The sequence below is a fragment of the Oscillatoria sp. CS-180 genome (genome assembly GCF_028330965.1).
In the GTDB taxonomy this organism is placed as follows: Bacteria; Cyanobacteriota; Cyanobacteriia; order Phormidesmidales; family Phormidesmidaceae; genus Halomicronema.
On record NZ_JAQMUB010000088.1, the window covers coordinates 115,984 to 140,589 of the forward strand.

The following is a 24,606-nucleotide window of genomic DNA, read 5'->3' on the forward strand; positions in this document are numbered from 1 at the left end:
CGTCCAGTGGGACTTAGGCATAGGGGCAGGTCAGACTTCATCGCTGCACGTCAGTGACCCGCCAGCTGAGCTTGAGGTTGACGCCAAAGTTCCAGATGGTGACTAGGGCGATCGCGACGAACTTTGCAAGATATACATTGACGCCGAAGACTCTCACCAACACATTGACCATTGCGGTATTAAGTAACAATCCAGCCAAACAGATAAGATTAAATTTAAGGAAGCGCTTGCCCCTGGCCTGCCAGCCCAACTGTCGCTGAGCCAAATCAGAAAAGGTCCATGCGTCATTCCACAAGAAGTTGTTGAAAATGGCCGTCTCAGCAGAGAGCACGTTGCTCACATTGAGACTAAAACCTGCTTGATTGAATAGCAAGTAAAACACGGCATAATCGACGAAAACACCGCTGAAGCCAACAACAGCAAACCGAACAAATCGACCGATTGGAAATTTAAATAGGGTCTGAGGAAAACGACGGTGCCACCGGAGACGAATCAGATGCTGCACATAATCTAGGTAATGTCGCCAAGTGACTTTGCTTTCTCCTTCAGTACGCTCTTGAAAAACATAGCCAACTTCAGCAATCTGCTGTATGCTACCTCGACCGAGTACTTCCAGCAGAATTTTGTACCCTTTGGGATTGAGTGATTGGTTGGCGATCGCCGCTCGTTGCACCACAAAGTAGCCGCTCATCGGGTCAGACACCCGCCCCACCACATCAGGCAGCACGATGAGTCCTAAAACTTGAGCACCGCGTGAGAGCGATCGCCGCGCAATGCTCCATTCGCTGACTCCGCCCCCTTCAACATGGCGACTGGCAACTGCCAGATCTGCCCCGTGTAAAGCTGCTTGCAAAAGCTCCAGCAGCACAGTGGGCGGATGTTGTAAATCAGCATCGATGACGCCCAAGATTTGACCTTGGGCGACCTGCCAACCTCGCACAACCGCTGAGGATAAGCCATTTTCTCCATCACGTCGCATGACTTTGAGATGAGGATAAACAGCAGTGAGTTGCAGCGCCACATCCCACGTCTCATCAGGGCTGTTGTCGTCAACCACAATGAGTTCGTAATCGTCGGGGATACTACTATCGAGTAAATGGCTGAGCTTTCCAATTAGGGGTTCAATCGTCTGTCGTTCGTTGTAAGTCGGAATGACCAAAGAGAACAACGGGTGAAGATGAACGGGCGATCGCTCGTTGATTTGCAAAATGCCCTTGGGAGTCGGCGTTAGACTAAGCAGGTTCCGAGTCATCAAACGAGAACATGAGGGACATTGAGCAACTATAAAGGACAGAGGCCCTGCAAATAAGCAAAAGCGTCCACTTCTGCAATTTTCTTCCTGCTGGTTGAATACTGTGGCGTAATTCTGCAAGCTTCTACAATTAAGAGCACATTAGGTTCGTATTCAAAGTTGAGTAATGTCATTGCATGGCAGACCGTTCTTTCCGCCCATATTTTTCTGACACGCTCATCGAAGAAACTTACCGTCGTACGCGGCGACACTTGATTGGAGGCGCGATCGCCCTTGCAGGTGTCGTCTTATCCGGCATTCTTTGGTACAAGCTAATCGAAGGATGGACATGGCTGGATGCTGTCTACATGTCAGTCATCACACTAGCGACTGTTGGCTTTGCTGAGGTCCAGCCACTAGGAACCCGAGGCCGCCTCTTTACCATCATCCTGATTCTGATGGGTGTCGTGGTCATCGGCTATATTTTGAATTCCTTCTCAGAAGGCTTAATACAAGGTCACCTCCAAGCAGGCATTCGACTGAGGCAACGCCGTAAACTTATGGATTCTTTGACAGATCACTACATCATTTGCGGATTTGGACGCACAGGACGACAGGTGGCTGCCGAATTTTCTGTCGAGCGAATTCCTTTCGTGGTCATTGATTCAGACGACAACTCTATCCAAGAAGCCCAGCAGCTTGGCTTTCTCACGTTTCAAGGGGATGCTACCCAAGACCAGGTTCTCATCAGAGTTGGGGTCGAACGGGCCAGCTGTTTGGTTGCCGCTTTGCCGTCCGATGCTGAAAATCTATACACTGTCCTGTCAGCGAAAACCTTGTCACCGCATATTCGCACGATCGCCCGGGCCAGTACTGAAGAGGCCGTCCAGAAGCTCCAGCGAGGCGGGGCTGATGTGGTTGTCTCCCCTTACATCACGGGAGGTAAGCGCATGGCAGCAGCGGCTTTACGTCCTCAGGTCGTAGATTTTCTGGAAGGCATCCTGACAGGAGCTGATCGCACTGTCTATGTTGAGGAGTTCTTGATTTCGCCAGAGCACTGTCCCAAAGTAGGTCAGTCGATTGGAGAAACAGAACTGCGGCTGAAGTCCGGAGCTCTAATTTTAGCGATCCGCCGAGCTGACAATACGCTGATCGTGGGACCCAATGCTAGTACAATCCTCTGTGCTGGTGATCTGGTGATTGGGATGGGAACATCTGAGGAATTGCGTCGCCTCAATCAGATCTTGAGTCCCCTACAGCGTCGCTATCGATGAGGCTGTCTCCTCACCCACTATTCGTACCAGTCCTTTATGATGCACGTTGCTGGTTCTAGCCAAACCCCCAGAGGAAGCAGGCTAAAATCGTGACATCTTCACAGTCATTTTGACCATGCGCTACACCCATATGCTTCGTGCTCTGGCGACTCTACCGCTTCTGTTTTGGGTCAGCGGTGCACCTATCAGCGCAGCTCCTATTGCGGTGGAGCAAGTCATTGCTGAGTTGCAGCCACAAACGGACTTGCCGATCTGGGTGCCGGATGAAGTGCCTGAAATGGAAGAGGTCTACATTAGCTTCTACACTGCGCCTGATGCTTATTCAATCTACTTCGACTACGTTCCAGATTGCGGTGGTGCGACTGCCTGTAACTATGGTTCCTTTATGGCAGAGCAGAATGGTCAATTTTTGACGATAGATGATCTCAACCCAACCGTGCGGCAGGGAATGCCTCAAGACAAGATTGTGCCTATCCGCTTCGAGAATGGTATGAGCGGCCAGTTTGTAAACACCTGCGGAGCGTATTGTATGGCAAGAGTGCAATGGCGCCTAGGGGGCATTCTCTACAGTGCGGTTATCAAAAACGGGACCCAAGAAGCAACGGTTGAACTAGCGAACATCGTTCTACAGGGGGAAGAGCGCAGATCCGGGAGATCCTGATATCAATGTTTAGTCTTGCGTCTACGTTCCTGTAACTCTGTCAAGCGGTGCGATCGCCATTTCACAACCTCACCATTCTGGTAGGCCTCAGTCACTCTTCAGCTCAGGAGAGAGGGCTATGTACCAATTGGCATAGGGCGTATTTTTGACTAAGTACCGATTGAAATCAGGCATATCGTCGTTCCACCACACTGGTCCGCGTTCTCCTAAAGCGACTTTGGCTTTGTGGACGTGTGATCGCGCTGCTTTTAACGCTGTCGCATCTTGCGACTGCTTGGCTTGCTTCACCTGACGGCGAGCATTCATCAGTTGATTGACCCAATGCTGGCGCGTTGCTGCGTCTAAATCGGGATTGGTACAGCGCCAGAGCCGTCCTTTGACCACAAAATAGCGCCCATCAGGAGTAACGGGATGATTGGCCATTGCGTTGCTGTTGGAAGTGTGGCCTTAGTACATTACGGCAGAAATAGGCTCACGATTCAAACTGTGTCAATTTTATAATCAATTGCTATCCGTTCAGCCTCATCGTCTGATCTAAGGTGTGGATGAGATGGTGAATATGGGCCTGTTCGTGGGTTGCCATGACGGTGAGACGAAGGCGGCTAACAGGTACCGTAGGAGGACGGACGGCAGAGACAAAGCAGCCTGCTTGCTTCAAGTGCTGGCCCAACTGCATGACGATCGCCGCGTCAGCGACTTCAAGACAGAGGATAGGTGATTCTGAAGGGAGTAGCTTTTTCAATACGCTCTGTGATCGATGGTGTAGCAGATCCTGAAGCGCTGTTTTGAGGTGATGGACGTTTTGCCATAAGCGATCGCGTCGTTCAGGTTCACTTTGCACGATTCTAATCGCAGCTAAGGCGGCGGCGGCGGCGGCGGGGGTGAGTCCTGTTGTGTAAATCCAACTGGGGGCACGGTTGCGTAGAAAATCGATCAGAGAGGCAGAACCCGCGACATAGCCACCCAAGCTGCCTAAGGCTTTGCTGAGCGTGCCCATTTGTATCAGGGGATGATTGCGACAGCCGAGATGTTCAACCGCGCCTGAACCGGTTGCACCGAGAACCCCAGTGCCATGCGCTTCATCCACCAGCACCATGCAGTCGAACTGGTCGGCCAACTCCAAGATGTCGGGTAGCGGACAGATATCACCGTCCATGCTAAAAATGCTGTCTGTGATAATCAGACAGCGACGATAGCGCGATCGCGCGTTCACCAATTGGGTCTTTAAATCGTCGCTGTCGGCATGTCGATAGGACTGAATGGTAGCGCCGCTGAGTTTAGCGCCGTTGAGCAAGCTGGAGTGGTTGTATTGGTCCGATAAGATCAAATCGCGAGCATTGACTAGCGCACTAATAGTGCCCATGTTGGCTAAATAGCCTGAACTGAACACAATTGCATCCGCAACGCCTTTCCACTGAGCGATCGCCTGCTCTAGCTCTTCATGCAGCAGCCGATGACCGCTCAACAAACGAGAGCCTGTGCTGCCTGTGCCATAGGTTTGAATGGCCGCGATCGCAGCCTCTGATAACCGGGGATCGCCTGCCAAACCCAAATAATCGTTACTAGCAAAGTTCAAAACCTGCCGTCCCTGATAAGTCATTGTGGGTCCAGCTTTACCGTCTAAGCGCTGCACCGTTCGATGCCAGTTAGCCCGATGAACGGTTCGTAGGGCCTGATCAATCCAGTCGTATGCCTGGGCCATAAGATTGAAAATCGAATTAGGACGGGAAGAAAAGATTGTGCTACGACTTGGACAAAACCTCTATGGGTCAGATAAAGCGACGCTCACCTGACGCTAGCACTCGGTGTTGACGGGTTCGTTTGCGGCAGCCTTATGTGAATTACTCCTGATCGCGGAGACGATACACCGGTAAGGAAAGCCCCCACATAATGGCTGCTAGTCGTAGACTGACGATCGTTCCCATGCCTACCAGCATAGAGCCTGAGTTAGGTATTCCCATTTTCTGCAAAGCCAAGTAGAGCGCGATGCCGGCGATCGCTGCTGTTGCGTAGATATTACCCCGCTTGAGGATGATCGGAATTTCCACCAGCAACACGTCTCGTATTAAGCCCCCTGCTACACCAGAACAAGCCCCCATCAAAATAACGATGAGACCATGTAAGCGAGCAGCTTCTGCAATTTGTGCGCCGCTGAGGCTGAACAGTGCTAGCCCACAGGCATCCGCAATCAGCAGCGATCGCTGAGGAGGCTTGAAGAAGGCCGTATAAATCACTGTTAACAGTCCAGCACTAATGGCCACGATAAGATAGTCTGGCTGTTGCACCCAAAAAACGGGGGAACGGTCCAGTAGTACGTCCCGCAGGGTTCCTCCTCCTAAAGCCGTCACGACAGCAATCACCATCACACCCAATAGATCCAAGTGCTTACGGCCAGCCGCCAGTGCACCACTGACCGCAAAAACAGCAACACCAATCATGTCCAAAGTGTAGAGAATCATAGCTATAGCTTTAGCCATCTAAGCGTGTGTAACCCAATAGCATCCGGGTGCTTAGCCCATAGTCTAATGGCTCGTCGTTTTGTCCGAACAGAGCTGGCAATGGCTATAGCGATAACCGGTGAATGGCGGTTCAATTCGTTACCCTATCATTCTGTGTCTATTCGCCCTAACCCCAATGCTTGAGCAATTTGCTAGCGATAACTACTCTGGTATGTGCCCTGAAGCGATCGCGGCTCTTCTAGAGGCCAACCAAGGTCATGCAGTTGCCTATGGTGATGATCCCTGGACACAGCAGGCTGCGGATCGGCTACGGGAAATTTTTGAGACCGACTGTGAGGTCTTTTTCGTTTTCAGTGGTACAGCGGCAAATTCCCTCGCACTGTCCTCTTTGTGTCAGAGCTTTCATAGCGTTATCTGCCACGAACTGTCCCACATTGAAACGGATGAATGCGGTGCACCGGAGTTCTTTTCCAACGGTGCCAAACTACTGTTGGGAAGCGGACAACTCGGCAAACTAACACCGGATACTATCGCGGATATTGTGCTCAAGCGGGGTGACATCCACTATCCCAAACCCAAGGTGATTAGTCTGACTCAACCAACGGAGGTCGGAACGCTGTATTCCTTAGAGGAGTTAGCAGCAATTCGGGCAACAGCAGATCACCATAGTCTCAGGATCCATATGGATGGAGCACGTTTTGCCAACGCGATCGCGGCGCTCAACTGCTCCCCGGCAGACATGACTTGGAAGCAAGGGGTTGATGTCTTATGCTTCGGCGGCACTAAGAACGGGCTGGCTGCGGGAGAAGCCGTTATCTTCTTCAACAAAGCCTTGGCTGAGGATTTTGACTATCGCTGCAAACAGGCCGGTCACCTCGCTTCTAAAATGCGCTTTATTGCTGCCCCCTTGCTGGGAGCACTGACCGGAGAGGCTTGGCTAGACCACGCTCGTCATGCGAATGCCTGCGCCGCGTACCTTGCGGACCAGCTCGCTCAAATCCCAGGTCTCAAGCTGCTATTTCCTCAGAGTGCTAATGGAGTATTTGTGGAAATGCCTGAACACGTGATCCAAGCCTTATACGATAAAGGCTGGAAGTTCTATACGTTTATTGGCGACGGTGGCGCTAGATTCATGTGTAGCTGGAATACGACCCGCGATCGCATTGACGATCTTTTAGCAGACATCAAAGCCGTCAATTGAGGTTAGGAGATTGCTTCTCAGCTGTCAACGACGATAGCGGCCCCAGGATAAGAATGTTGTCACGATGTAGAGGATGATCGCGGAACCGATAATGGCTGGAATGACTAAAACACCTTGGAAATCAAAGCTCAAAAAATCCGGCAAGGACAAGTCATAGGTGGATGTCAAGAAACTGACGCTCCATTCGCCTAACCAGACTCCGGCAAAACCAATCAGCACTAAACCCAGAAGCTTACCAGGTATTTGACGAGGAATTAAAAGGGTGGCAACCGTACCACAGGCCAACGCAATCAACACTTGAACCAGTAAGCGAGTGAGATCCACGACTGAAGTTCTCCACGACTCATGATCCCAAAGCCTTCGCGCGATCGCATGCTGTTTGAACTGCTTCAATTAGTGCAGAGCGTAAGCCAGCTGCTTCGAGCTGTGCGATCCCAGCGATGGTGGTGCCCCCTGGACTCGTCACCCGATCCTTGAGTACAGCTGGGTGCAAGTCAGTTTTTTGAAGCAGCTCGGCAGTTCCCTTAACGGTTTGAATGGCCAACTGCAATGCAGTCGCCCTGGGTAAACCCGCAGCAACTCCGCCATCAGCTAATGCTTCTATCACAATAGCCACGTAGCCTGGCCCAGATCCGGACAATCCGGTCACGGCATCGATCAGGCTTTCAGGGACCTCAACAACGTCACCCACTGCGGCAAAGATTGATCGGGCCTGGTGTAAATGATCATCTGTAGCTAATTGATTGGGTGCGATCGCAGTCATGCCTGCACCGACTGTAGCGGGTGTGTTAGGCATCGCTCGAATGATCGGCCAGTTCGGAGTTACTGTCTCCAAAGTCACTAGGGGAATGCCAGCCATGATAGACAGCAACAAAGACTGCTGCTGACTACTCGCTTTCTGCAAAACAGGCGTCACCTTATCGAAAATCTGAGGTTTTACAGCGACTAAAACAATGTCAGCTTGGGCAAGCGCTGCATCATTATCCCCTGTAGCTCGCACACCATAGGTTTCCATCAAAAACTGCCGACGCGACGGGGAGGGATCACCAACCGCGATCGCATCAGCCGTAAATGTTCCTAGGGAAACAAGGCGGGAGATGAGTGCTTCACCCATAACCCCGCCTCCCAAAACGCTTAGCTTCGTTGGCAACTAGCTAACGTCCTTTTCAACGAACAGCAGTTGAGATGGCCTAGAACCATCTTTCAATTCAATTCCCCGGCTGCACTGCCAGAGTGCCAGCAATTAGCCCATACCGACAGCGCGATCGCCGGTCCATGCGGGTGTAGGAGGCATAGTTCGAGGATCCATCATAGGCGCTTGAGGCGCAACGGGCATGTTCTCCTCAATGTCGGTTGGCGTGCTGACGTGGACGCAGTTCGGCGTAAACAGGAAGATGCTTTCGCCAATTCGCTCCTGATGACCATCAATGGCGTAAGTTCCCCCAGCCACAAAATCAACTGCTCGCTGAGCTTGATCAGGATCCATCGTAGTCAGGTTCAAAACAACCGACTTACGCTCTCGCAGAGCTTGAATCGCTTGGGGCATCTCTTCAAAAGAGCGTGGCTCCATCACCACAACCTCAGAGGCACCATTAATTGCTCCAGGCATACCAATCACATTACTTCCCATGGTGTTCATTCCAGTTTCGTTAGTCAGCATCCGGTCTCGAACACGACGACGTGCCCGTGGCTCCTCCTGAGGTACTGGCTGCTGCTGGGGCACTGCTGCTACCACAGGTTGAGGGTTTTCTTCTTGATAGATTGCCTGATAGTCATCACCAGTCTCTATCTCGTCATATTCGTAGTCATAGTCGGCAGGATCATTAAGGCCGACGAAGTCCTTTAACTTATTAAACAAATTGCTCACAGCTTACACTCCATACAATCAGCGCCTTGCAGATAGCAACCTGCTCGGCATGAGGAATTGTGCCAACGCCCTCAATCAGTTGCTCCAACTGGTTTAAGCAAGAACTTACTGCTGAATCAGGTTTAATCGCTTCTGTTGCTGAATCTGATTGGAGACAGTATCAGGAAACGACTTGCTCGTTGAACCGCCTTTACTCTAATAGAGATTGCGGAATTTGAGTCCACAGTATACACGAAATCCGAAAAAGGTAGGGGGTATTAATAATTAGTTAAAAACTTGAGAATCTCGACTATGAGTCGATTTCGCCGTGTGCGCCTCTCTGATCCGATCTGGTTGATCGTGGTTTTCTTATTTGTTTGGGTATCCCCTGATCTTGTCGGGTCGATCAGTCATCAAAAGCTCGATCGCTGAAACCTAGGCAGGGCGATCGCCGAAGAGAGTTGTACCGAGTCGAATCATGGTTGAACCGGATGCGATCGCGACCTGATAATCGCTCGACATTCCCAACGAAAGCTCATTGATTCGGATGCGATTGAACCCCTCGGTATTGATTTGGTGAGCCAGAATCTGAGCGTGTTGAAAGATATATTTAATTTCTTCTATAGAGCTTTCTCTAGGAGGAATAGTCATCAATCCTGCAATCTTTAAATGTTGCATTTGATCAAGCTGCGGCAGCGATGCCCAAAGGTCGTCTAGGGAAAAGCCATATTTTGGCGGATCGGGCACCATCTTGACTTGCAAGCAGCAGTAGGGCGATCGCTGAACATCTGCCGCAATTTCATTGAGCCGAGCGGCAATCTTGAGACTATCAACTGAATGAATCCAGTCGAAATGGAGCAGGGCTTTTCGAGCTTTATTGCTTTGTAAATGACCAATCAAATGCCAAGTGATGCCTTTCAGATCAACCAGCTCAGCTTGCTTGGCGATCGCTTCTTGAACTTGGCTTTCTCCAAAATCCCGAATGTTGGCCTCATAAGCGGCCCGAATACAGCTAGAGGGCTGCTTCTTAGTCACTGCAATCAGGCGTACTTGGGACGGGATAGCCGCTTTAACGGACGTGATTCGCTCTTGGATATGGCCTGGAGAAGGAGAGACGGTCATTGGAAGGTTTTTTTGTAAATCTTCTGTAGGCGATCGTACTCTGAATAGTCTCCCCGCCGCCGCAGATGCCGCATCCGTTCTTCCACCATTTGCCGGGCATCCCCTCGTCCAATGGCCTCAAAAGCAAGACCTTTGGGTATCGCAGGCGACACGATAAAAAACAACCGTTGGGCATATAGAGTGGCGAATAACTCAGTGCCCTCGTCTAACAAGCAAAGCCTGAAGAGTAATCCAAACGTCGGGTGGTTAATGTAGTTTTCTGTGCTCATCCAATAAGGGAAAACGGGAGTTAATTGAAGGGCTGACCGACCATTCCCACACTTTAGGCGATGGCGTGAGCCAAAACTAAATTTTAAAGCAGATTCGGGAATATGAGGTTGACTTCACGTGCTGTCACCTTTGTTACCATATATGGCTGTAGTGCGGCTAGATTATTCGACTTGTGCGACTGGATTACTCAATGGTCATGCCGATTGCCAGTAACTGTGCTTTTGCCTTTTGCAAAGACTCTCGCCATTCTTGCGTAGGCTGACTATCCGCTACGATGCCTGCGCCAACCTGTCCCCAGACGGTGTAAGCGTTAGGGTCTCGTCCTTCGGCCCAGAGTAGAGTCCGAATCAGGATGTTGAGATCAAGATGACCGCGATGGTCTAGAAAGCCACAGGAACCATAGAACAAACTGCGCCGAACAGGCTCTAATGCCTCGATAATTTCCATGCAGCGGACCTTGGGACATCCGGTAATCGTCCCTCCCGGAAAAGTGGCGCGAATGAGATCCACGGCAGTTCGTTCGGCAGACAGCGTCCCAGTCACATTACTCACCAAGTGCATGACATGGCTATACGGTTCCACCGTCATCAATTCATCAACCTGGACTGATCCCCACTGACAAACTCGACCTAAATCGTTGCGCTCTAAGTCCACCAGCATGACGTGTTCGGCTCTTTCTTTCGGGTTGCTTAATAGCTCCTGGGCTAATGTCTGATCGCAGGCTGCCGTTTGTCCTCTGGGACGGGTCCCTGCAATCGGTCGCGTTTCAGCGCGATCGCCTTGCAATGAAACCAGACGCTCGGGTGAACAGCTGATCACAGATCCCCAGGGCGTATGCCAGTAGCTGGCAAAGGGAGAAGGATTAATGGCGTGAAGGCGCTGATAAATCGCCCAGCTGTCCGCCTGAGTCTGGGTTGAAAAGCGTAGGGAGAGATTAGCCTGAAAAATATCCCCTGCTTGAATATGAGCCTTCGCCTTCCGCACTGCCTGCTCATAGATCGCTTGTGAAGAAGCAAAATCAAGCTGGTCGGCAAACACTATAGGTGACCGTGGCTTGAGGGTAGAAGATCGGGCGATCGCGGCCTCCATTGGATCTAATTGGTCAGGCTGAGTGGCAGCCAACCAAAGTAACTGCGCTTGGTGATCCATCACAACAAAAGTGTCAGGTTCGTACCAAAAAGCCACCGGAAACGGTAAGGGATCGCTGGTATAGGTCGGCAACGTTTCAATTTCCCAGGCCAAATCATAGCCCAGCCAGCCCAGCCAGCCCCCAGCAAAGGGCTCAATGGGCTGAGCGGGTTCTCCGGTTTCCGTTAGCAAAACGCTCTCGGGTTGGGCCATGGCTAATCTTTGTGCCAGCATTGGCAGAATCTCGCCACAGGGAGGAGTCCACATTTTGGGGCGATCCTTTTGCCAACGAGGTGGACCTGCGCAGATAGAATAGCGGGCAATTCGCGGCTGTGGGGTCTCTGGCAATAGGGGATATGGGCTTTCGAGAAGGGTGGCGATCGTTTGCCAAGAAGCCCCGTCCGTACTACGATTTGGCTGTTTCAGCAAATGCCCATAGATGGCATCAAAGATGCGTGACCCGGTTCGATGCTGGAGGGGGCGCGATCGCACATACCAGGGTTGAAGCATTGCTACCCTTCACCGCCCCACACGATGCGGGCGTACCAAAAGCCGACCAGAACAGCCAGCGCTATCCAATCAACGCTGCGCAATTGCAAATGTGACCACTTCACTCGATGCGTATTTGGAGTCGTAAACCCACGCACTGCCATGGCAGCAGCCGTCTGCTCAGCCCGTAGCAGTAGGTTCTTCAAAAGTCGTTCCACCACTGCTAGCCAGACCTGAGCCGACCCTCGAAAGCCAAGCTTCTTCCAATCAATAGCCCGAGTTTGGACGGAGCGAATCAGATTTTGAGTTTCCTCTAGCACGAGAGGAATAAAACGCAGCGCCAAAGTTACCGTCAGCGCAATTTCAGTGACCGGGACCCTGAGCGTTCTCAAAGGGCGCATCAGCACTTCCAAAGCTACCGTGACTTCTTCAGCCGCCGTGGTCAGCAGAAATAGGTTTGTACCGTAGATGAGCGTAAAGATGAGGGTGCTAACGCGGATGCCGAGTTCTAGCGATCGCTGGGTTACTCTCAAAGGCCCTTGGTCGATCACAACATATCGATAGCCGGTCGGTTGAGGCAGATCAAAAGCGTCTGGCGGGAACTGATCGGGGAAAGGCTCAATCTCTTTAAGCGTCTCAGCTATTGGCACCGGAGACTGATAGCTAATTGCCAAACCGTCAGGCAGTACGGAGGTCAAGACCAACATAAGAGTGCAGAGAAAGAGTAATAGCCCCATTTGCTGCCGCCAAACCCGCACCGGGATCGCTGCCAGCAGCGTTAGCAAAATCAGAAAACCCACAACAAAAAACCGCCAGGCGGCATTCGCCAGAATGGGACTAATCAGAATACTAACCAACCAAGCTAACTTTACACGGGGATCGAGACGGTGCAGCCAAGTAATCGGCTGCTCCAGATAAAGACCAATGGGCAGTGTTTTCAGCAGATCCATGCTTCAGCTTGAGACGTTATACCTTGGTTGCACGGTTAGCGCTTTGACGCTCCAAATCCCGCATCTTTTTGCCTCGCCACAGAATGCGGATAGGACTTCCCTCAAACCCGAGGTTCTGACGGAATTGTCCTTCGATGTAGCGCCGGTAGCTTTCCCCAAAGAGCTTCGGATCATTAACGAACAGGGCGAACGTAGGGGGACGAGCCGTGACTTGGGTGCCATAGTAGATGCGACCTTGCCGTCCCTGTCGCGTCGTTGGTGGCGTGTGCCAGCTTACAGCTTCTTCCAGTACCTCATTGACGACGGCGGTAGACACCCGACGACGATGTTCCATCACAGCTTGGTCGACGAGGTCCAATATCTTGGGGACTCGCTGCCCAGTCAAGGCACTGGTGTAGATCCGCTTAGCCCACTCCATAAAATAGAGCTTGCTGCCGATAGTGCGATCGTAGTCGTAAATGGTATGAGCGTCTTTATCCACAGCATCCCACTTGTTCACTACCACTACACAGGCACGCCCGTCTTCCTCAATGCGGCCCGCTAGCTTCTGGTCTTGCTCGGTCACACCATCGATCGCATCAATCACCAGCAGCACCACATCGGATCGACGAATCGCTTTGAATGCTCGGTTGATGCCGAAAAATTCAGGGCCATACTCAACATTCTTCTTCTTACGAATGCCCGCCGTATCAATCAGGCGATATCGCTGCTCATCTCGCTCTACCAACATGTCGATCGCATCCCGGGTTGTCCCTGAAACCGGGCTAACAATGGCGCGATTTTCCCCGACAAAGGCATTCAACAAGCTGGATTTACCCACATTCGGTCGTCCCACAATGGCAACTCGCACTTCTTCCGGCTCGTCAATTTCGTCATTAGGCGGTAGATGAGTGATGAGTTCATCTAACAGTTCCCCAGTGCCGTTGCCGTGAATGCCAGAGACGGGGTAAGGTTCACCCAATCCCAATTCCCAGAACTGTGCAGCTTGGATCAGCCCCTGCTCGGGTGATTCGCACTTATTGACGGATAACAATACAGGCACGGATTGCTGACGCAGCCACTGGGCAATCTCGCGGTCAGCTTCAGTTGGCCCTTCTTGGCCGTCCACCACCATCACTGCGGCGCTAGCTTCAGTCAGCGCTGCCATTGCCTGTTCCCGGATATAGGGTAAAAATTCCGTATCGTCATCGAAGATAAGGCCACCGGTATCAACCACCAAGTAGTCGCGATCGTTCCAGAAAGCAGGCTTGTAGGTGCGATCGCGTGTCACCCCCGGCGTGTCATAGACAATCGCTTCCTGCACCCCTGCCAGTCGGTTCACGAGGGTAGACTTGCCCACATTGGGGCGACCAATAACAGCAACAACAGGAAGAGGCATCACGCTAAGCCAAACAATATCTCTTTATATTAGCGATGCCTCAGCCCCAACAGGCCACATCTACGCTAAACGTCCCTGTCTTATAAAAGTATTCTGACTTATACACCTGCAACCTTAAGCTGTTGTTTTGCTTCTTTCCGCAGCTTCGACGATATGCGAAACAGTTCTTGCCCCGTATGGAGATAGCTTTCTTCGTAGCAGTAGGTGTAGCGCTCCATTTCTTCAATACCGTCCTCTAGCTGGTTGAGGCAGTAGTAGAGATTGGCAGCGATCGCAGCAGTATTAGACGGGTTGGGGAGAGACTGAAAGCGGCTACGGGCTTTGTCTAAAGATTCGCGACAGTTCTCCAAATAGGCTTGAAAATTTTCCATTAGCTCATCATCAAAGGGATCGCCTGAGAGCGCCCGGATTTCTCCCTTCAGGGGACTCAAAATTTTGCCAATCCACCGATCTACTGGATTGTAGACTTGCCGGACCCAAGCCTGCAAAGAATCATCAGCAGCTCTAGCAGCATTGCGGCTCTGACGATACTGCTCCTGAGAACGGGCGGTGCGGTTGGTGCGATCGCGCAACTCATTCTCGGACTCAAAGCCTGCCTGCTGCACACGGCGTTCGCGATCGTAGTGCGATCGTGCTTTCGGATCGCCTAACACCTCATAGGCCGCATTGACTTGTTGAATTCCTGTATGGTCAGCCTCGACCGTCTGAGTATCGGGATGAAGCTGTTTGGCAAGTCGTCGATACGCCTGCTTGATTTCCTGCTGAGTCGCCACTTCCGAGACTTCTAGAGTGCGGTAGTGATCGGTTTCCACTGGTTTAGAAGGCATGACAGAATCCAAACAGTCATTGTTGTACGTTCACGAGCGCAATGTCTCCGCATCTCATTGTGAAAGATCGCGCTCTTCAAGGCTAGTGATTCTGGAATAAAAAACAGAAGACTCAAAGTCAAAGATAGCGTCAGTCTCTATGCAGTCTGGATTAAGTGTCCTTCACGTTTTGACGACATAGCAACAATCAACGCCACATCAAAGCTCTTTCTATGACAGCTGACGATTCGGACAGAGAAGCACACGTCCTTGAACAAACCGCTGTAATGTAGAAGACTGATTCCCTTTGTGGCGCTAACACAGTCCGGCGTTGTAGCTTATGAAACGCTCCATCCTCAATAATTCCAGCAATTTGCACACCAACAAGCTTGGCGCACTGCCCAGACAAAAAGAGGCGCTTTGGTCATTGCTGTGGCTGGCTATTATTTGTGGCGTGGCCTTTTTCTGGGGATTGTCCAGCACGGGCCTTGTGGATGAGACGGAACCGCTTTTTGCAGAAGCCTCTCGCCAGATGTACGAGACGGGCGACTGGGTAACTCCCTACTTCAACGGCACAACTCGCTTCGATAAGCCGCCGTTAGTGTATTGGCTAATGGCGATTGGGTTTCACCTCTTTGGTGTGGGTGAATGGGCCGTGCGGTTGCCCTCGGCCCTCTCCGGCACAGTCTTGGTTGGTATGGGGTTCTATACGCTGCGGCGGTTTGGCTTTTCCCGACCTGAGCGGGCGATCGCCTATACCCAGCCGCCAACTCACGAAAATACTCAACCTCTGGCCCGCGATAGCGAACGGAATTTACTGTGGTCTGCCATTATTGGCTCAGCGATTATGGCCCTTCACCCCGAAACCATCGTTTGGGCACGCATTGGCGTCTCTGACATGTTGCTGACGGGTTGCATCGGTACGGCCTTACTGACCTTCTTTTTGGGGTACGCTCAGCCGGAATTTCCTCAACGACAGCGCAACTGGTACCTGGCTGCCTACGTCTCGTTGGGTCTAGCCGTACTCGCTAAGGGACCTGTAGGCATCGTGCTGCCGGGACTCATTGTCGGCGCTTTCTTTCTTCACACTGGACAGTGGCGCAAGGCGTGGCGAGAACTCCATTTGGTAAAAGGAGCCGTCATCTTTCTAGCGATTACGGTTCCCTGGCATGTATTGGTCATCCTGGCAAACGGCAGGGCTTACATTGACACCTTTTTTGGCTATCACAATGTTGACCGCTTTACGAGTGTGGTCAACGGTCACGCTGCCCCCTGGTATTTCTATTTTCTAGTTGTTGCAGTTGGCTTTCTGCCCTGGTCACCGTTTCTGCCTTGGGCGATCGCTCGTCTTCGTCCCTTGAGCATCAACGACTGGCAGACCCAGCCACGATCAACACATCTAGGCATCTTTGCCTTTATCTGGTTTTGGGTCATTTTTGGCTTTTTCACCATCGCTGTTACGAAGCTACCCAGCTACGTTTTGCCCCTCATGCCTGCTGCCGCCATCATGGTTGGGTTGGGCTGGAGCGATCGCCTTTGCCTTGCACCGGATAGGTTAAAAACTGGAGTTGGCTTTTGGCTCAGCTATGGTGTCAACATTTTTGTATTCATTGTGCTGGCGATCGCCGCACTTTACAGTCCCAACTGGATGGGAAATGACCCAGCAATGCCAGGCTTGCCCGATCTAGTTCGAGAGTCCGGCATTATGATTCGTGCCGCTATTATTTGGAGCCTTGCAGGCCTATCAGGAATTGGACTGCTAGTGCGCCGTAGTCGTTGGTTATGGTTCGTTAATCTCGTTGCGTTTACTCTATTTGTTTTGGGGTCTATTTTGCCTGCTTACCAACTTGCGGATCAGGTGCGTCAACAGCCATTGAGACAGATTGCGGCAACGGCGATCGCTGAACAGCAAATGGATGAACCGCTTTACATGGTCGGCTTTATGAAACCGACCCTCGTTTTCTACACTCAGCAACCCGTCACTTACATAGAGCAGCCTACCGAACTCGCTGATGAGTTAACGAGTCCAACCAGCAACAATTCAGCCCTTGTGGTCGGTACAGCTGACGAACTTCAGGAAATTCAATGGCCTCCTGAACAGCAAGACTCTCTGGTCACGACCGACACCTATCATCTGGTTCGGCTCTTCACCAGAAACTAAGGGGTCTGCCAATTTTGCAATTGTAGGCGAGTTATCCCTGCAAGTGTTGAAGCAGACAATACGGTGCTCTGATCTCTCGGTTTAACAAATCGCGTGCATTCGCCCCTTAAATCCCCAATCCTGGGGGACTTCCAGGGATTGGCTCACCTAGAATGGGGGCTGGGGGGCTAGAGCAGTCAGCGTCAACTCAACTGCAAAATCTGGATTGATAGCTATAGCTATCTAGGTTTGTGCATTCCCAGTAATTTCGGGTGTTCAGCATCGTCTAGATGGCTCGCCGTCTTGTCCCAACAGAACTGGCGACGGCTATACTCACAATTTCGAGCTTGATGCTGCACTAGCACTGCTACGCGGAATTCAAAATTCAAAATTCAGAATACTCTGCGAGAAGAGCAAAGCTCTACAAAACTAAGACAGTCGGGTATTGTTGTTTTCAGAAATTTCTAAAGCCAGCATAAGTCCTAGGAAAATTAGCGGCTGGATGTGTAGTTAAAGACAACGTGGCGATAACAATGACACCGCCACGAAACCATCCTTTTCCCAAAATCATGAAATTGCTGCCGCGCGATCGCTTCTCCATTCAAACCCATCAGTCGCTCTCAGAAATTGTTGCCATCTTAGAACCTCATATTGAAGCGCCTCGGATTCGATGGGGATTTTCTCGCAACCATCCTCCTTACACTGGCAGTTTGTCTGAGTCAGGCTTCGAGATTCGCCGTCTTATTCACTATCGCAACTCCTTCCTACCCAAGATTCACGGTCGATTTGAAGCGGGGGCTGGCGGCACGACTGTCCACATCACGATGACCTTACATCCGCTCGTCCTGGTCTTTTTGGTGGCTTGGGGCTCATTTTGGTACACCGCAGCGATACCCCTGACTTTATCGGCGGCCCTCACTGGGGAAGTTCATCCAGCAGTTGCCCTGCTATTTTTAGTTTCACCTTTAGCTGCGCTTACCCTATTTTGTGCCGCCTTTTGGTATGAAGCTAAGCGCAGTCGGCGTGAACTCACCCAAATGCTGCAGGGCGTTCCCTTATCACCTTCCACATCCAGCCTTCTGGGGCAGCGCACCCTGAAGTTGATCGCTTGGGCGATTGGCACGATCACTCTAGTGATATTAGTGCAGCAACACTTCATCACACCGGAAATCTCGCCGCCGCCGCAGACTGCATCCTACTGCAAGCAGAGTTCGACACCTTCACCCTACTGTGATTTTGCTCAGATACAAACGTTCACTGACCATCCGGCAGCCACCCAAATTGCCCTGAGTCCAGATGGTCAAACATTGGTCAGCGGCGGCTCTGATAAAGCCATTAAGGTCTGGGATTTATCGACAGGGACAGTGACGCAAACCTTGCAGAGTGATTCTGGCAGGGTTACAGCACTGGAGATCGCCCCAGACAACCACACTATCATCAGTGGAGCAGGCGATCGCATGGTCCGCATTTGGGATCCAAAAACACCCAATCAATCGCCTCAAATGCTCCAGGGCCATACCACTCACGACCTCAACTTAGTCAGAGTAACCGCTGATGATACCACCATCATTAGTGGGGGCTACGGCGAGATCAATCTATGGAATCGGAAGACGGGAGAACTCGACTCGACCCTGCCTGAAAAGGGGCAGACCGAATTTCAACTTGGGCCAGTCACCATTCAAAACAGCCCACCCTACTTTCGCCTGCTGGATATTAGTGCAACTGGCAAAAAGCTCTTGATAGAGACCCACGGTCGGGTGCAGATTTGGGATTTGGACACAAACCAACAAACGGAGCTACCTCGCCAGTGGTTTACTAGTCTTACATCAGCTCACTTCAGCCCCGATACTCAAACCGTAGTCACAACCTCCTATACTCAGCCCAACGTTCATCTCAAGATCTGGAACTCAGTCACGGGTGAGTTGCAGGCCAAGATACTCTTGTCGAGCGATAGAGAGAGCTGGGGCTACGGCGATCGCCTCGCACTGAACAACAACGTGGTGATGGTCAGTACTGGTGAAGGGCTCAAGATCTGGGATTTACAGACGACAGAGCTGATAGCAGTGTTAGAGCAGGATGCCATGCACCGACTAACAATGAGCGCGGATGGTCACCAACTCATTGGCCTTACTGGGGATGGATTCACCAAAACCGCTCAAATTCAAATCTGGCAACGGCCATATCAATAATGTCTTGAAAAGATATAGCGGCCTGCATTTGAGTCAAGCACATTCCATTCCCTGTTCCCTATTCCCTGCTCCCTACGACGATCCAAGTACAGGCTGAACAAGGTTCATCGAAATGAATTGAAGCACACACTTGCTTAGCCGAAGGTTGTGCCGTTCCATCCCCACATTGAACCTGCCGCATCAGCAAACTCAATATAGGTGCGATTCTTAGGCACACCGAGTGCATCCTCAATCTTGGTACAGAACTCTTCGCTCATGGCTCTTGTTTTCGACCCCATCGTACCGACACTCTTAATTTCGACATAGCAAACAGGGTCCGTAGACCCGCCGAAGGTCATGGGTACATCGCCTTCAAATACTGTCATTACATAGGACTCAGGCTTACCTAAATAGGAAGCCAGGCTGCTAGAGAGGTCCTTGAGGATTCTATCGATGTCAGCCTTATTGGGAGAAGGAACAGAGGTCTGTAGCTTGATTAGAGGCATAATTTCAAAAGCTATAGCGGTATCATTGCTCATTATCCAATTGCTCGTCACGAAAAAAGCAATCTTGGTTAATCATTGAATATTATCTTTGCGATGTACGTCTCCGCCTCTTCATTACAAGGGCTGATTAGATGAGTTTGATGAGTTTAAGATAGAAAACTTCAAAGATCGGAAACCATAGATTTTATTTTTATTGATGCGGAATTACCTTGCACCCCCTTGTCCGTATTACTTCAGCATAAGAGCTTATTAGATTGAGTTTATTAATTAAAAATATAGACCACAAAGCTCAAAAACCATGGACGTCTTTTTTTTGATGTATTAGATAATTCTCAAAAAGTTTAGGAGAAGCCTTATTAGCTACTTCTTAACTTTCAGAACCGATGGTTTTTAAGGAACACATATTTTCATCGTCCATTTCACATACTTTTTAAGTCGCAAATATTGCTTTGCAGGTAAACTATCCTCATAAGCGAGTGCAGGATAATGCGTTTGGTTAGACATCAACAATGCGTCAAGATGAAATCAAATACTCGCTGATAATCCCTATCTACAACGAAGGAGAAGGGATTCTAGAGATGTATCGCCGCACAATAAATGTATTAGATTCTCTGAATGGGTCAGTAGAATTGCTGTTTGTGAATGATGGTAGTTGTGATGAATCTTTGACAATTATTCGAAAATTACACCATACTGATCGAAGAGTTTGCTATCTCAGCTTTGGGCGTAATTTTGGTCATCAAGTAGCCGTCACTGCAGGACTTAACTTCGCTAGAGGAAAAGCAATCATAGTGATTGATGGTGATCTTCAAGATCCACCAGAACTTATTCCAGAAATTGTTGAAAAATGGCATCAAGGATACGAAATTGTTTACGCAAAAAGAGTGCAGCGGCATAAGGAATCTTGTCTAAAGCGCTTTACTGCTTATGTGTTCTATCGGTTTATCAGGCATTTAGCTGATATCGATATTCCGACAGATACTGGGGACTTCTGCTTGATGGACAGAAAAGTAGTTCGCATCTTGAATGTCATGCCAGAACGAAATCGATACATAAGAGGACTGCGAGCCTGGGTAGGCTTCAAGCAAACCGCCGTATATTTTGAACGTGATCCGCGTTTTTTAGGGGAAGCTAAGTACACTTTCTGCAAGTCTCTTTCCCTAGCAGTGAGTAGTCTTGTGTCCTTTTCAAAAGCACCTTTAAGAATCTCAACTTATTTGGGGTTTGCTTCTGCCACGGCTGCTTTGCTGATGTCATTTTTAGTGCTCTACTGGCGTATAAGTCATCCAGACTCGCCGTTAACGGGATTAACAATGATTATGATGTTGGTCTTTTTACTTAGCTCAGTTCAGCTCATAAGCGTTGGTATATTAGGCGAATATATTGGTCAAATTTTTGAAGAAGTAAAAAATAGGCCACTGTATACTCTGGCAGAAGTAGGTGGTTTTGAGAATCAAGACAATTAGGATAAACGACTCATGAAAAAGAATAGAAATCCCTTACAAAAAGAGAAAGATTTTCATGATGAATGGGCCTCTAAAATTGATGTTGAAGATATCGATGTTGATCTATATTTCGAGGGCTCAACCTGTCCTGAAAATCGCTATATAGTCAGAAAGCTTGGCGACATCGGAGGCAAAAGACTTCTGGATTTAGGCTGCGGAGCTGGTGAAAATAGCGTTTATTTTGCTCGAAGAGGCGCAAACTGTGTTGCGAGCGATATTTCTCCAGGAATGGTGGAAACAGCTTTAAAGCTAGCTAATAGATATGGAGTGAAGATCGATGGGAAAGTCATCAATGCCATGGATATAGACTTTCCTGAGAATAGTTTTGACATTGTCTATGCGGCAAATATACTTCATCACGTAGATCCGAAAAGGACACTTCAAGAAATCCATCGCGTTTTAGTCCCAGGAGGAATAGTATGCTTTTGGGAACCACTTAGACACAATCCAATTATCAATATCTACCGGCAAATGGCTAAAGATGTACGCACTGAGGATGAAATGCCCTTAGATATCGGAATCATAAAGTTTGTCAAAAAGGTTTACGCTGAAGCCGAATTTGATACGTTTTGGTTAGCCTCGCTTTGGATATTTCTTCAATTTTATCTAATCGAAAGAGTCAATCCTAATGAAGAGCGCTATTGGAAAAAAATCATCTATGAAGAGGCTCGGCTTAGGCAGCTTTATTTTCGACTGGAAACCGTTGACAGAGCTTTGAAGAAAATCCCATTAATGAAGCGAATGGCTTGGAATATTGCAGTCGTTGCAACTAAATAAACCTAATTTACGTGATGCAGAAAGTCGGATATAGCTGTGTCTGTGATGGCATGAAAAAATTCGATTTTGATAAGAGTGCTCTTGTGAGCAATCTCACTTTACTAAGCATATTGACTATAGTTATAGCAACTATCTCCATCGGATATGTTTCAAATGATGAGTATATCTATTTTTGGGATACTGCTAACTATCACAACCAAAGTGTAGAGCTAGCAAACATATTTCGAAGTTCCATAGTCGATGGATTCAATACTTTTTTCAGCTCTTTGGGAAGGGATTATAACCAAGTTCCCTGCTTGCCAATCGTTCCCATTATTTTGATATTTGGTGATTCTCGATTAGTTTTCATAACAGGCTTAGCCCTACTGTATATCCTGCCCTTTTCTCTATCAACGGGAGTCATTGTGGTTCGACTCCTGAATTCCTATTCATTTGCGATTTTTTGGATGACAGCATTTTCTGCAATCCTAATGCCCCCCGTTTGGAATTCTATCCTTGTAGGTTATCCCGGCATCGGTGGTGCTGCCATCATGAACCTCGCCATCCTGACCCATTTAAGGGATCCTAAGTTGTCCATTCGCTGGCAAATTCCACTAACAGGACTTCTGCTGTCATTCGCAATCTTATTTCGGCGGTACTACGCTTACAATGCAAGGGCCTTCTTAGCTGCTTTATTTCTCGAAGGTTTAATTCTGTCTTTCTGCTTGTTCCCTAAAAAGTTTGGAAAATTCTTGAGGAGATTCTTGAATTATGAGCTTGCAGTTGTCTTGATATCCCTAAGCTGTTTCCTAGCATTGACTTTGTTGTCGCCAGAATTCATCAATAGAGTTATCAACACTGACTTCAGTTCACTTTATGCTTCATATCAACACCCTGTCTTTGCGATTTTGGGGTTTTATGCTAAAGCCTACGGATGGGTGATTTGGTTACTGGCTGTTGCAGGCTTAGCGATCGGAGCATTAATTAGACCAGATTCTAGATCTTCGTTGCTCTTTCTCACTCTATTTGGAGCGATATCGATTCTTGATTGGGGAATTTCCGCTAGATATATTGGTTTTCATTACGCAACACAATTCACCGTTTTCACAGTAATTGGCATTGCCATACTGTTTTGGGCATCTCTTCGGTATTTCAAGAACAGTCTACGAGCTTCAATACCTATATTGATCGCTGCAATTCTAATTTTTAACTTACTCAATGGGTTGACAACTTTCATTCCCTTTCGAACTTCTTTAGTTCCTTGGCTCGCTCTGACTTCCCCCCCGCCACCAATGATTCGCAGCGACTATAACGAAGTCAATGATTTAATCACTTTTCTCCGCTCAATAGGAGCAAATAACGAACCAATCTACGTAGCAGCTTCTTCTATGACTTTAAATCCTTCGATAGTTATGGAAGGAGAAAAGCAGCTTTTTGGCAGACAACAATCCAAACTAAACATCCTTCATGTACCTCATGTTGATTCTCGGGATTTTTATCCACTTGAGGCATTATTGAAAGCTCATTACTTACTTATCGCTGTTCCTTTTCAACATCATATGTCAGCTGAAGAACAGGATGTGGTGAAGGTCGTGTTTGATGCTTTTACAGAGACCTGGGATATCAGCCAAGACTTTAGGATTCTGCCAGAGCAATTTGTATTAGAAGGGGGAGTAACCATTCATATATACGAGAGGATTAGAAGGACTTCACTTGAAGCAGCTTTGAAATCTCTTCAACTGATGCAGGAAAAAATATTTCCAAGACCTGGAACGCAATCTGATTTCCTATCTCTAGAGATAGATGAAGCTAACACGGCAGAGCATTCGATGCTCCCTACACTTTATATTGGTCCGTTAGCCGATTCCTCTAAGTTCATTGGCACCATTGGATTTAGACATCAAGACTGCACGCATGCAGCCTTTCAACTGACAACACTTGATACCGAGGGAAAAGCCCTGGACAAGTATGGCCCAATACATGTATCGATAAATTCCTCGAAGTTTTCAGTTTCAACACAAAATGAGAATGCGCAGTATTTATTATTTGAAGAGGTTCCTGATGGAACGAATCGGGGCTTTTGTGAGAAATATGACTTAAACCCTAATGTATCCATTGAGTAAGCCTCAAGATGATTTTTTATTTTCAGATCAAATAGTCAAATATTGAGTTGTAATTTTGTATTTGAGATCAAAGAATATTTGCATTGGTATCTGGCAACTACATTCCTGGCTATGCGTCGAGATAGTCTTACCAAATTTCAAGTACTTCCATGGATCTTCGAGAACTCACTCTTTTATTGATTGCTGTCTTAACCAATGCTTCTGGGCAGCTACTCTTGAAGTTGGGCGCACTTAAAATAGTGCTCATTGATAGCGCAAGCCCACTGATACGAATTCTGAGAATTATTGTCATTCCTGAACTGCTAGCAGGTCTAGGATTGTACGCTTTCGGAGCAGTTATTTATATCTTCCTACTCACAAGAGTTAAACTGAGCATCGCAGCGCCTGCAGGTTCCCTAGTTTATGTATTCACGGTTTTACTGAGTTATTTTGTGCTGGGCGAAAGCCTTTCAATTTTGAAATATTTAGGTCTTGTTTTTATCGTGCTAGGTGTTGCTCTCTTGGCGTCACCATAATCCTCAGCTTTAAGGCACGGCTTTGACCATCCAGGTTGGTGTCCTAGATATAGCTTTAGCCATTTGGCTTGTGCACCC

General features: G+C 49.0%; 23 protein-coding genes. 9 read left to right on the forward strand and 14 right to left on the reverse strand.

The window, feature by feature from the left end; translation table 11 throughout:
• Positions 1 to 37: 37 nt before the first annotated feature.
• Positions 38 to 1,252, reverse strand: a complete 1,215-nt coding sequence (locus PN498_RS22595) for a glycosyltransferase (protein WP_272065673.1) — start codon at positions 1,250 to 1,252, stop codon at positions 38 to 40.
• A 176-nt stretch (positions 1,253 to 1,428) separates the two neighbouring features.
• Between PN498_RS22595 and PN498_RS22600 the strand changes: the two genes are divergently transcribed.
• Together PN498_RS22600 and PN498_RS22605 are read left to right on the forward strand one after the other, a co-directional pair.
• Positions 1,429 to 2,505, forward strand: a complete 1,077-nt coding sequence (locus PN498_RS22600; RefSeq protein WP_272065674.1) for a potassium channel family protein — start codon at positions 1,429 to 1,431, stop codon at positions 2,503 to 2,505.
• Positions 2,506 to 2,620: 115 nt separating this feature from the next.
• Positions 2,621 to 3,166, forward strand: coding sequence for a hypothetical protein (locus tag PN498_RS22605; protein ID WP_272065675.1), 546 nt, complete (start codon positions 2,621 to 2,623; stop codon positions 3,164 to 3,166).
• 87 nt (positions 3,167 to 3,253) lie between these two features.
• Here the strand turns inward: PN498_RS22605 and PN498_RS22610 are convergent, their stop codons facing one another.
• The 3 genes from PN498_RS22610 to PN498_RS22620 form a co-directional block, all read right to left on the reverse strand.
• Positions 3,254 to 3,589: a hypothetical protein gene (locus tag PN498_RS22610; protein WP_272065676.1), complete on the reverse strand. Its 336-nt coding sequence runs from the start codon at positions 3,587 to 3,589 to the stop codon at positions 3,254 to 3,256.
• An 85-nt stretch (positions 3,590 to 3,674) separates the two neighbouring features.
• On the reverse strand, positions 3,675 to 4,868 hold the full coding sequence (gene bioF, locus PN498_RS22615) for an 8-amino-7-oxononanoate synthase (RefSeq protein WP_272065677.1): 1,194 nt from the start codon (positions 4,866 to 4,868) through the stop codon (positions 3,675 to 3,677).
• A 139-nt stretch (positions 4,869 to 5,007) separates the two neighbouring features.
• Entirely contained in the window at positions 5,008 to 5,625 is a 618-nt protein-coding gene (locus tag PN498_RS22620) for a trimeric intracellular cation channel family protein (protein ID WP_272065678.1), read from the reverse strand.
• Between the two features lie 175 nt (positions 5,626 to 5,800).
• On the opposite strand from PN498_RS22620, the gene PN498_RS22625 reads away from it, so the two are divergent.
• Complete coding sequence (locus PN498_RS22625) at positions 5,801 to 6,826, forward strand: threonine aldolase family protein (protein ID WP_272065679.1); 1,026 nt, start codon at positions 5,801 to 5,803, stop codon at positions 6,824 to 6,826.
• Between the two features lie 24 nt (positions 6,827 to 6,850).
• Here the strand turns inward: PN498_RS22625 and PN498_RS22630 are convergent, their stop codons facing one another.
• From PN498_RS22630 to PN498_RS22670, 9 genes are all read right to left on the reverse strand, one after another.
• Positions 6,851 to 7,150 carry a hypothetical protein gene (locus tag PN498_RS22630; protein WP_272065680.1) on the reverse strand — a complete coding sequence of 100 codons (300 nt, stop codon included), beginning with the start codon at positions 7,148 to 7,150 and terminating at the stop codon, positions 6,851 to 6,853.
• A 19-nt stretch (positions 7,151 to 7,169) separates the two neighbouring features.
• Positions 7,170 to 7,976, reverse strand: a complete 807-nt coding sequence (proC, locus tag PN498_RS22635; RefSeq protein ID WP_272065681.1) for a pyrroline-5-carboxylate reductase — start codon at positions 7,974 to 7,976, stop codon at positions 7,170 to 7,172.
• A gap of 93 nt (positions 7,977 to 8,069) precedes the next feature.
• Positions 8,070 to 8,693: a cell division protein SepF gene (locus tag PN498_RS22640; protein ID WP_272065682.1), complete on the reverse strand. Its 624-nt coding sequence runs from the start codon at positions 8,691 to 8,693 to the stop codon at positions 8,070 to 8,072.
• A gap of 414 nt (positions 8,694 to 9,107) precedes the next feature.
• A complete protein-coding gene (locus PN498_RS22645; protein WP_272065683.1) occupies positions 9,108 to 9,794 on the reverse strand; it encodes a YggS family pyridoxal phosphate-dependent enzyme in 687 nt (228 codons plus the stop codon).
• Entirely contained in the window at positions 9,791 to 10,063 is a 273-nt protein-coding gene (pipX, locus tag PN498_RS22650; RefSeq protein ID WP_272065684.1) for a transcriptional coactivator PipX, read from the reverse strand. The genes PN498_RS22645 and pipX overlap by 4 nt, the downstream gene beginning before the upstream one ends.
• 184 nt (positions 10,064 to 10,247) lie before the next feature.
• Entirely contained in the window at positions 10,248 to 11,702 is a 1,455-nt protein-coding gene (locus PN498_RS22655) for an anthranilate synthase component I (protein ID WP_272065685.1), read from the reverse strand.
• Positions 11,703 to 11,704: 2 nt separating this feature from the next.
• Positions 11,705 to 12,631, reverse strand: coding sequence for an energy-coupling factor transporter transmembrane component T family protein (locus tag PN498_RS22660; RefSeq protein ID WP_272065686.1), 927 nt, complete (start codon positions 12,629 to 12,631; stop codon positions 11,705 to 11,707).
• A gap of 16 nt (positions 12,632 to 12,647) precedes the next feature.
• The gene (gene der, locus PN498_RS22665; protein WP_272065687.1) at positions 12,648 to 14,009 is read right to left on the reverse strand and encodes a ribosome biogenesis GTPase Der; all 1,362 of its coding nucleotides are present in this window, start codon (positions 14,007 to 14,009) and stop codon (positions 12,648 to 12,650) included.
• A gap of 98 nt (positions 14,010 to 14,107) precedes the next feature.
• A complete protein-coding gene (locus PN498_RS22670) occupies positions 14,108 to 14,836 on the reverse strand; it encodes a J domain-containing protein (protein ID WP_272065688.1) in 729 nt (242 codons plus the stop codon).
• Between the two features lie 319 nt (positions 14,837 to 15,155).
• Here PN498_RS22670 and PN498_RS22675 point away from each other — a divergent pair, with 319 nt between their 5' ends.
• Together PN498_RS22675 and PN498_RS22680 are read left to right on the forward strand one after the other, a co-directional pair.
• Positions 15,156 to 16,976 carry an ArnT family glycosyltransferase gene (locus PN498_RS22675; protein ID WP_272065689.1) on the forward strand — a complete coding sequence of 607 codons (1,821 nt, stop codon included), beginning with the start codon at positions 15,156 to 15,158 and terminating at the stop codon, positions 16,974 to 16,976.
• A gap of 512 nt (positions 16,977 to 17,488) precedes the next feature.
• Positions 17,489 to 19,144: a WD40 repeat domain-containing protein gene (locus tag PN498_RS22680; RefSeq protein WP_272065690.1), complete on the forward strand. Its 1,656-nt coding sequence runs from the start codon at positions 17,489 to 17,491 to the stop codon at positions 19,142 to 19,144.
• Positions 19,145 to 19,278: 134 nt separating this feature from the next.
• Here the strand turns inward: PN498_RS22680 and PN498_RS22685 are convergent, their stop codons facing one another.
• Positions 19,279 to 19,629: a phenylpyruvate tautomerase MIF-related protein gene (locus PN498_RS22685; protein ID WP_272065691.1), complete on the reverse strand. Its 351-nt coding sequence runs from the start codon at positions 19,627 to 19,629 to the stop codon at positions 19,279 to 19,281.
• A gap of 509 nt (positions 19,630 to 20,138) precedes the next feature.
• On the opposite strand from PN498_RS22685, the gene PN498_RS22690 reads away from it, so the two are divergent.
• From PN498_RS22690 to PN498_RS22705, 4 genes are all read left to right on the forward strand, one after another.
• Complete coding sequence (locus tag PN498_RS22690; protein WP_272065692.1) at positions 20,139 to 21,095, forward strand: glycosyltransferase family 2 protein; 957 nt, start codon at positions 20,139 to 20,141, stop codon at positions 21,093 to 21,095.
• A gap of 12 nt (positions 21,096 to 21,107) precedes the next feature.
• Positions 21,108 to 21,911 carry a class I SAM-dependent methyltransferase gene (locus PN498_RS22695; RefSeq protein WP_272065693.1) on the forward strand — a complete coding sequence of 268 codons (804 nt, stop codon included), beginning with the start codon at positions 21,108 to 21,110 and terminating at the stop codon, positions 21,909 to 21,911.
• A gap of 50 nt (positions 21,912 to 21,961) precedes the next feature.
• Positions 21,962 to 24,013: a hypothetical protein gene (locus PN498_RS22700; protein WP_272065694.1), complete on the forward strand. Its 2,052-nt coding sequence runs from the start codon at positions 21,962 to 21,964 to the stop codon at positions 24,011 to 24,013.
• 149 nt (positions 24,014 to 24,162) lie between these two features.
• Complete coding sequence (locus PN498_RS22705; RefSeq protein ID WP_272065695.1) at positions 24,163 to 24,528, forward strand: EamA family transporter; 366 nt, start codon at positions 24,163 to 24,165, stop codon at positions 24,526 to 24,528.
• Positions 24,529 to 24,606 lie beyond the last annotated feature (78 nt).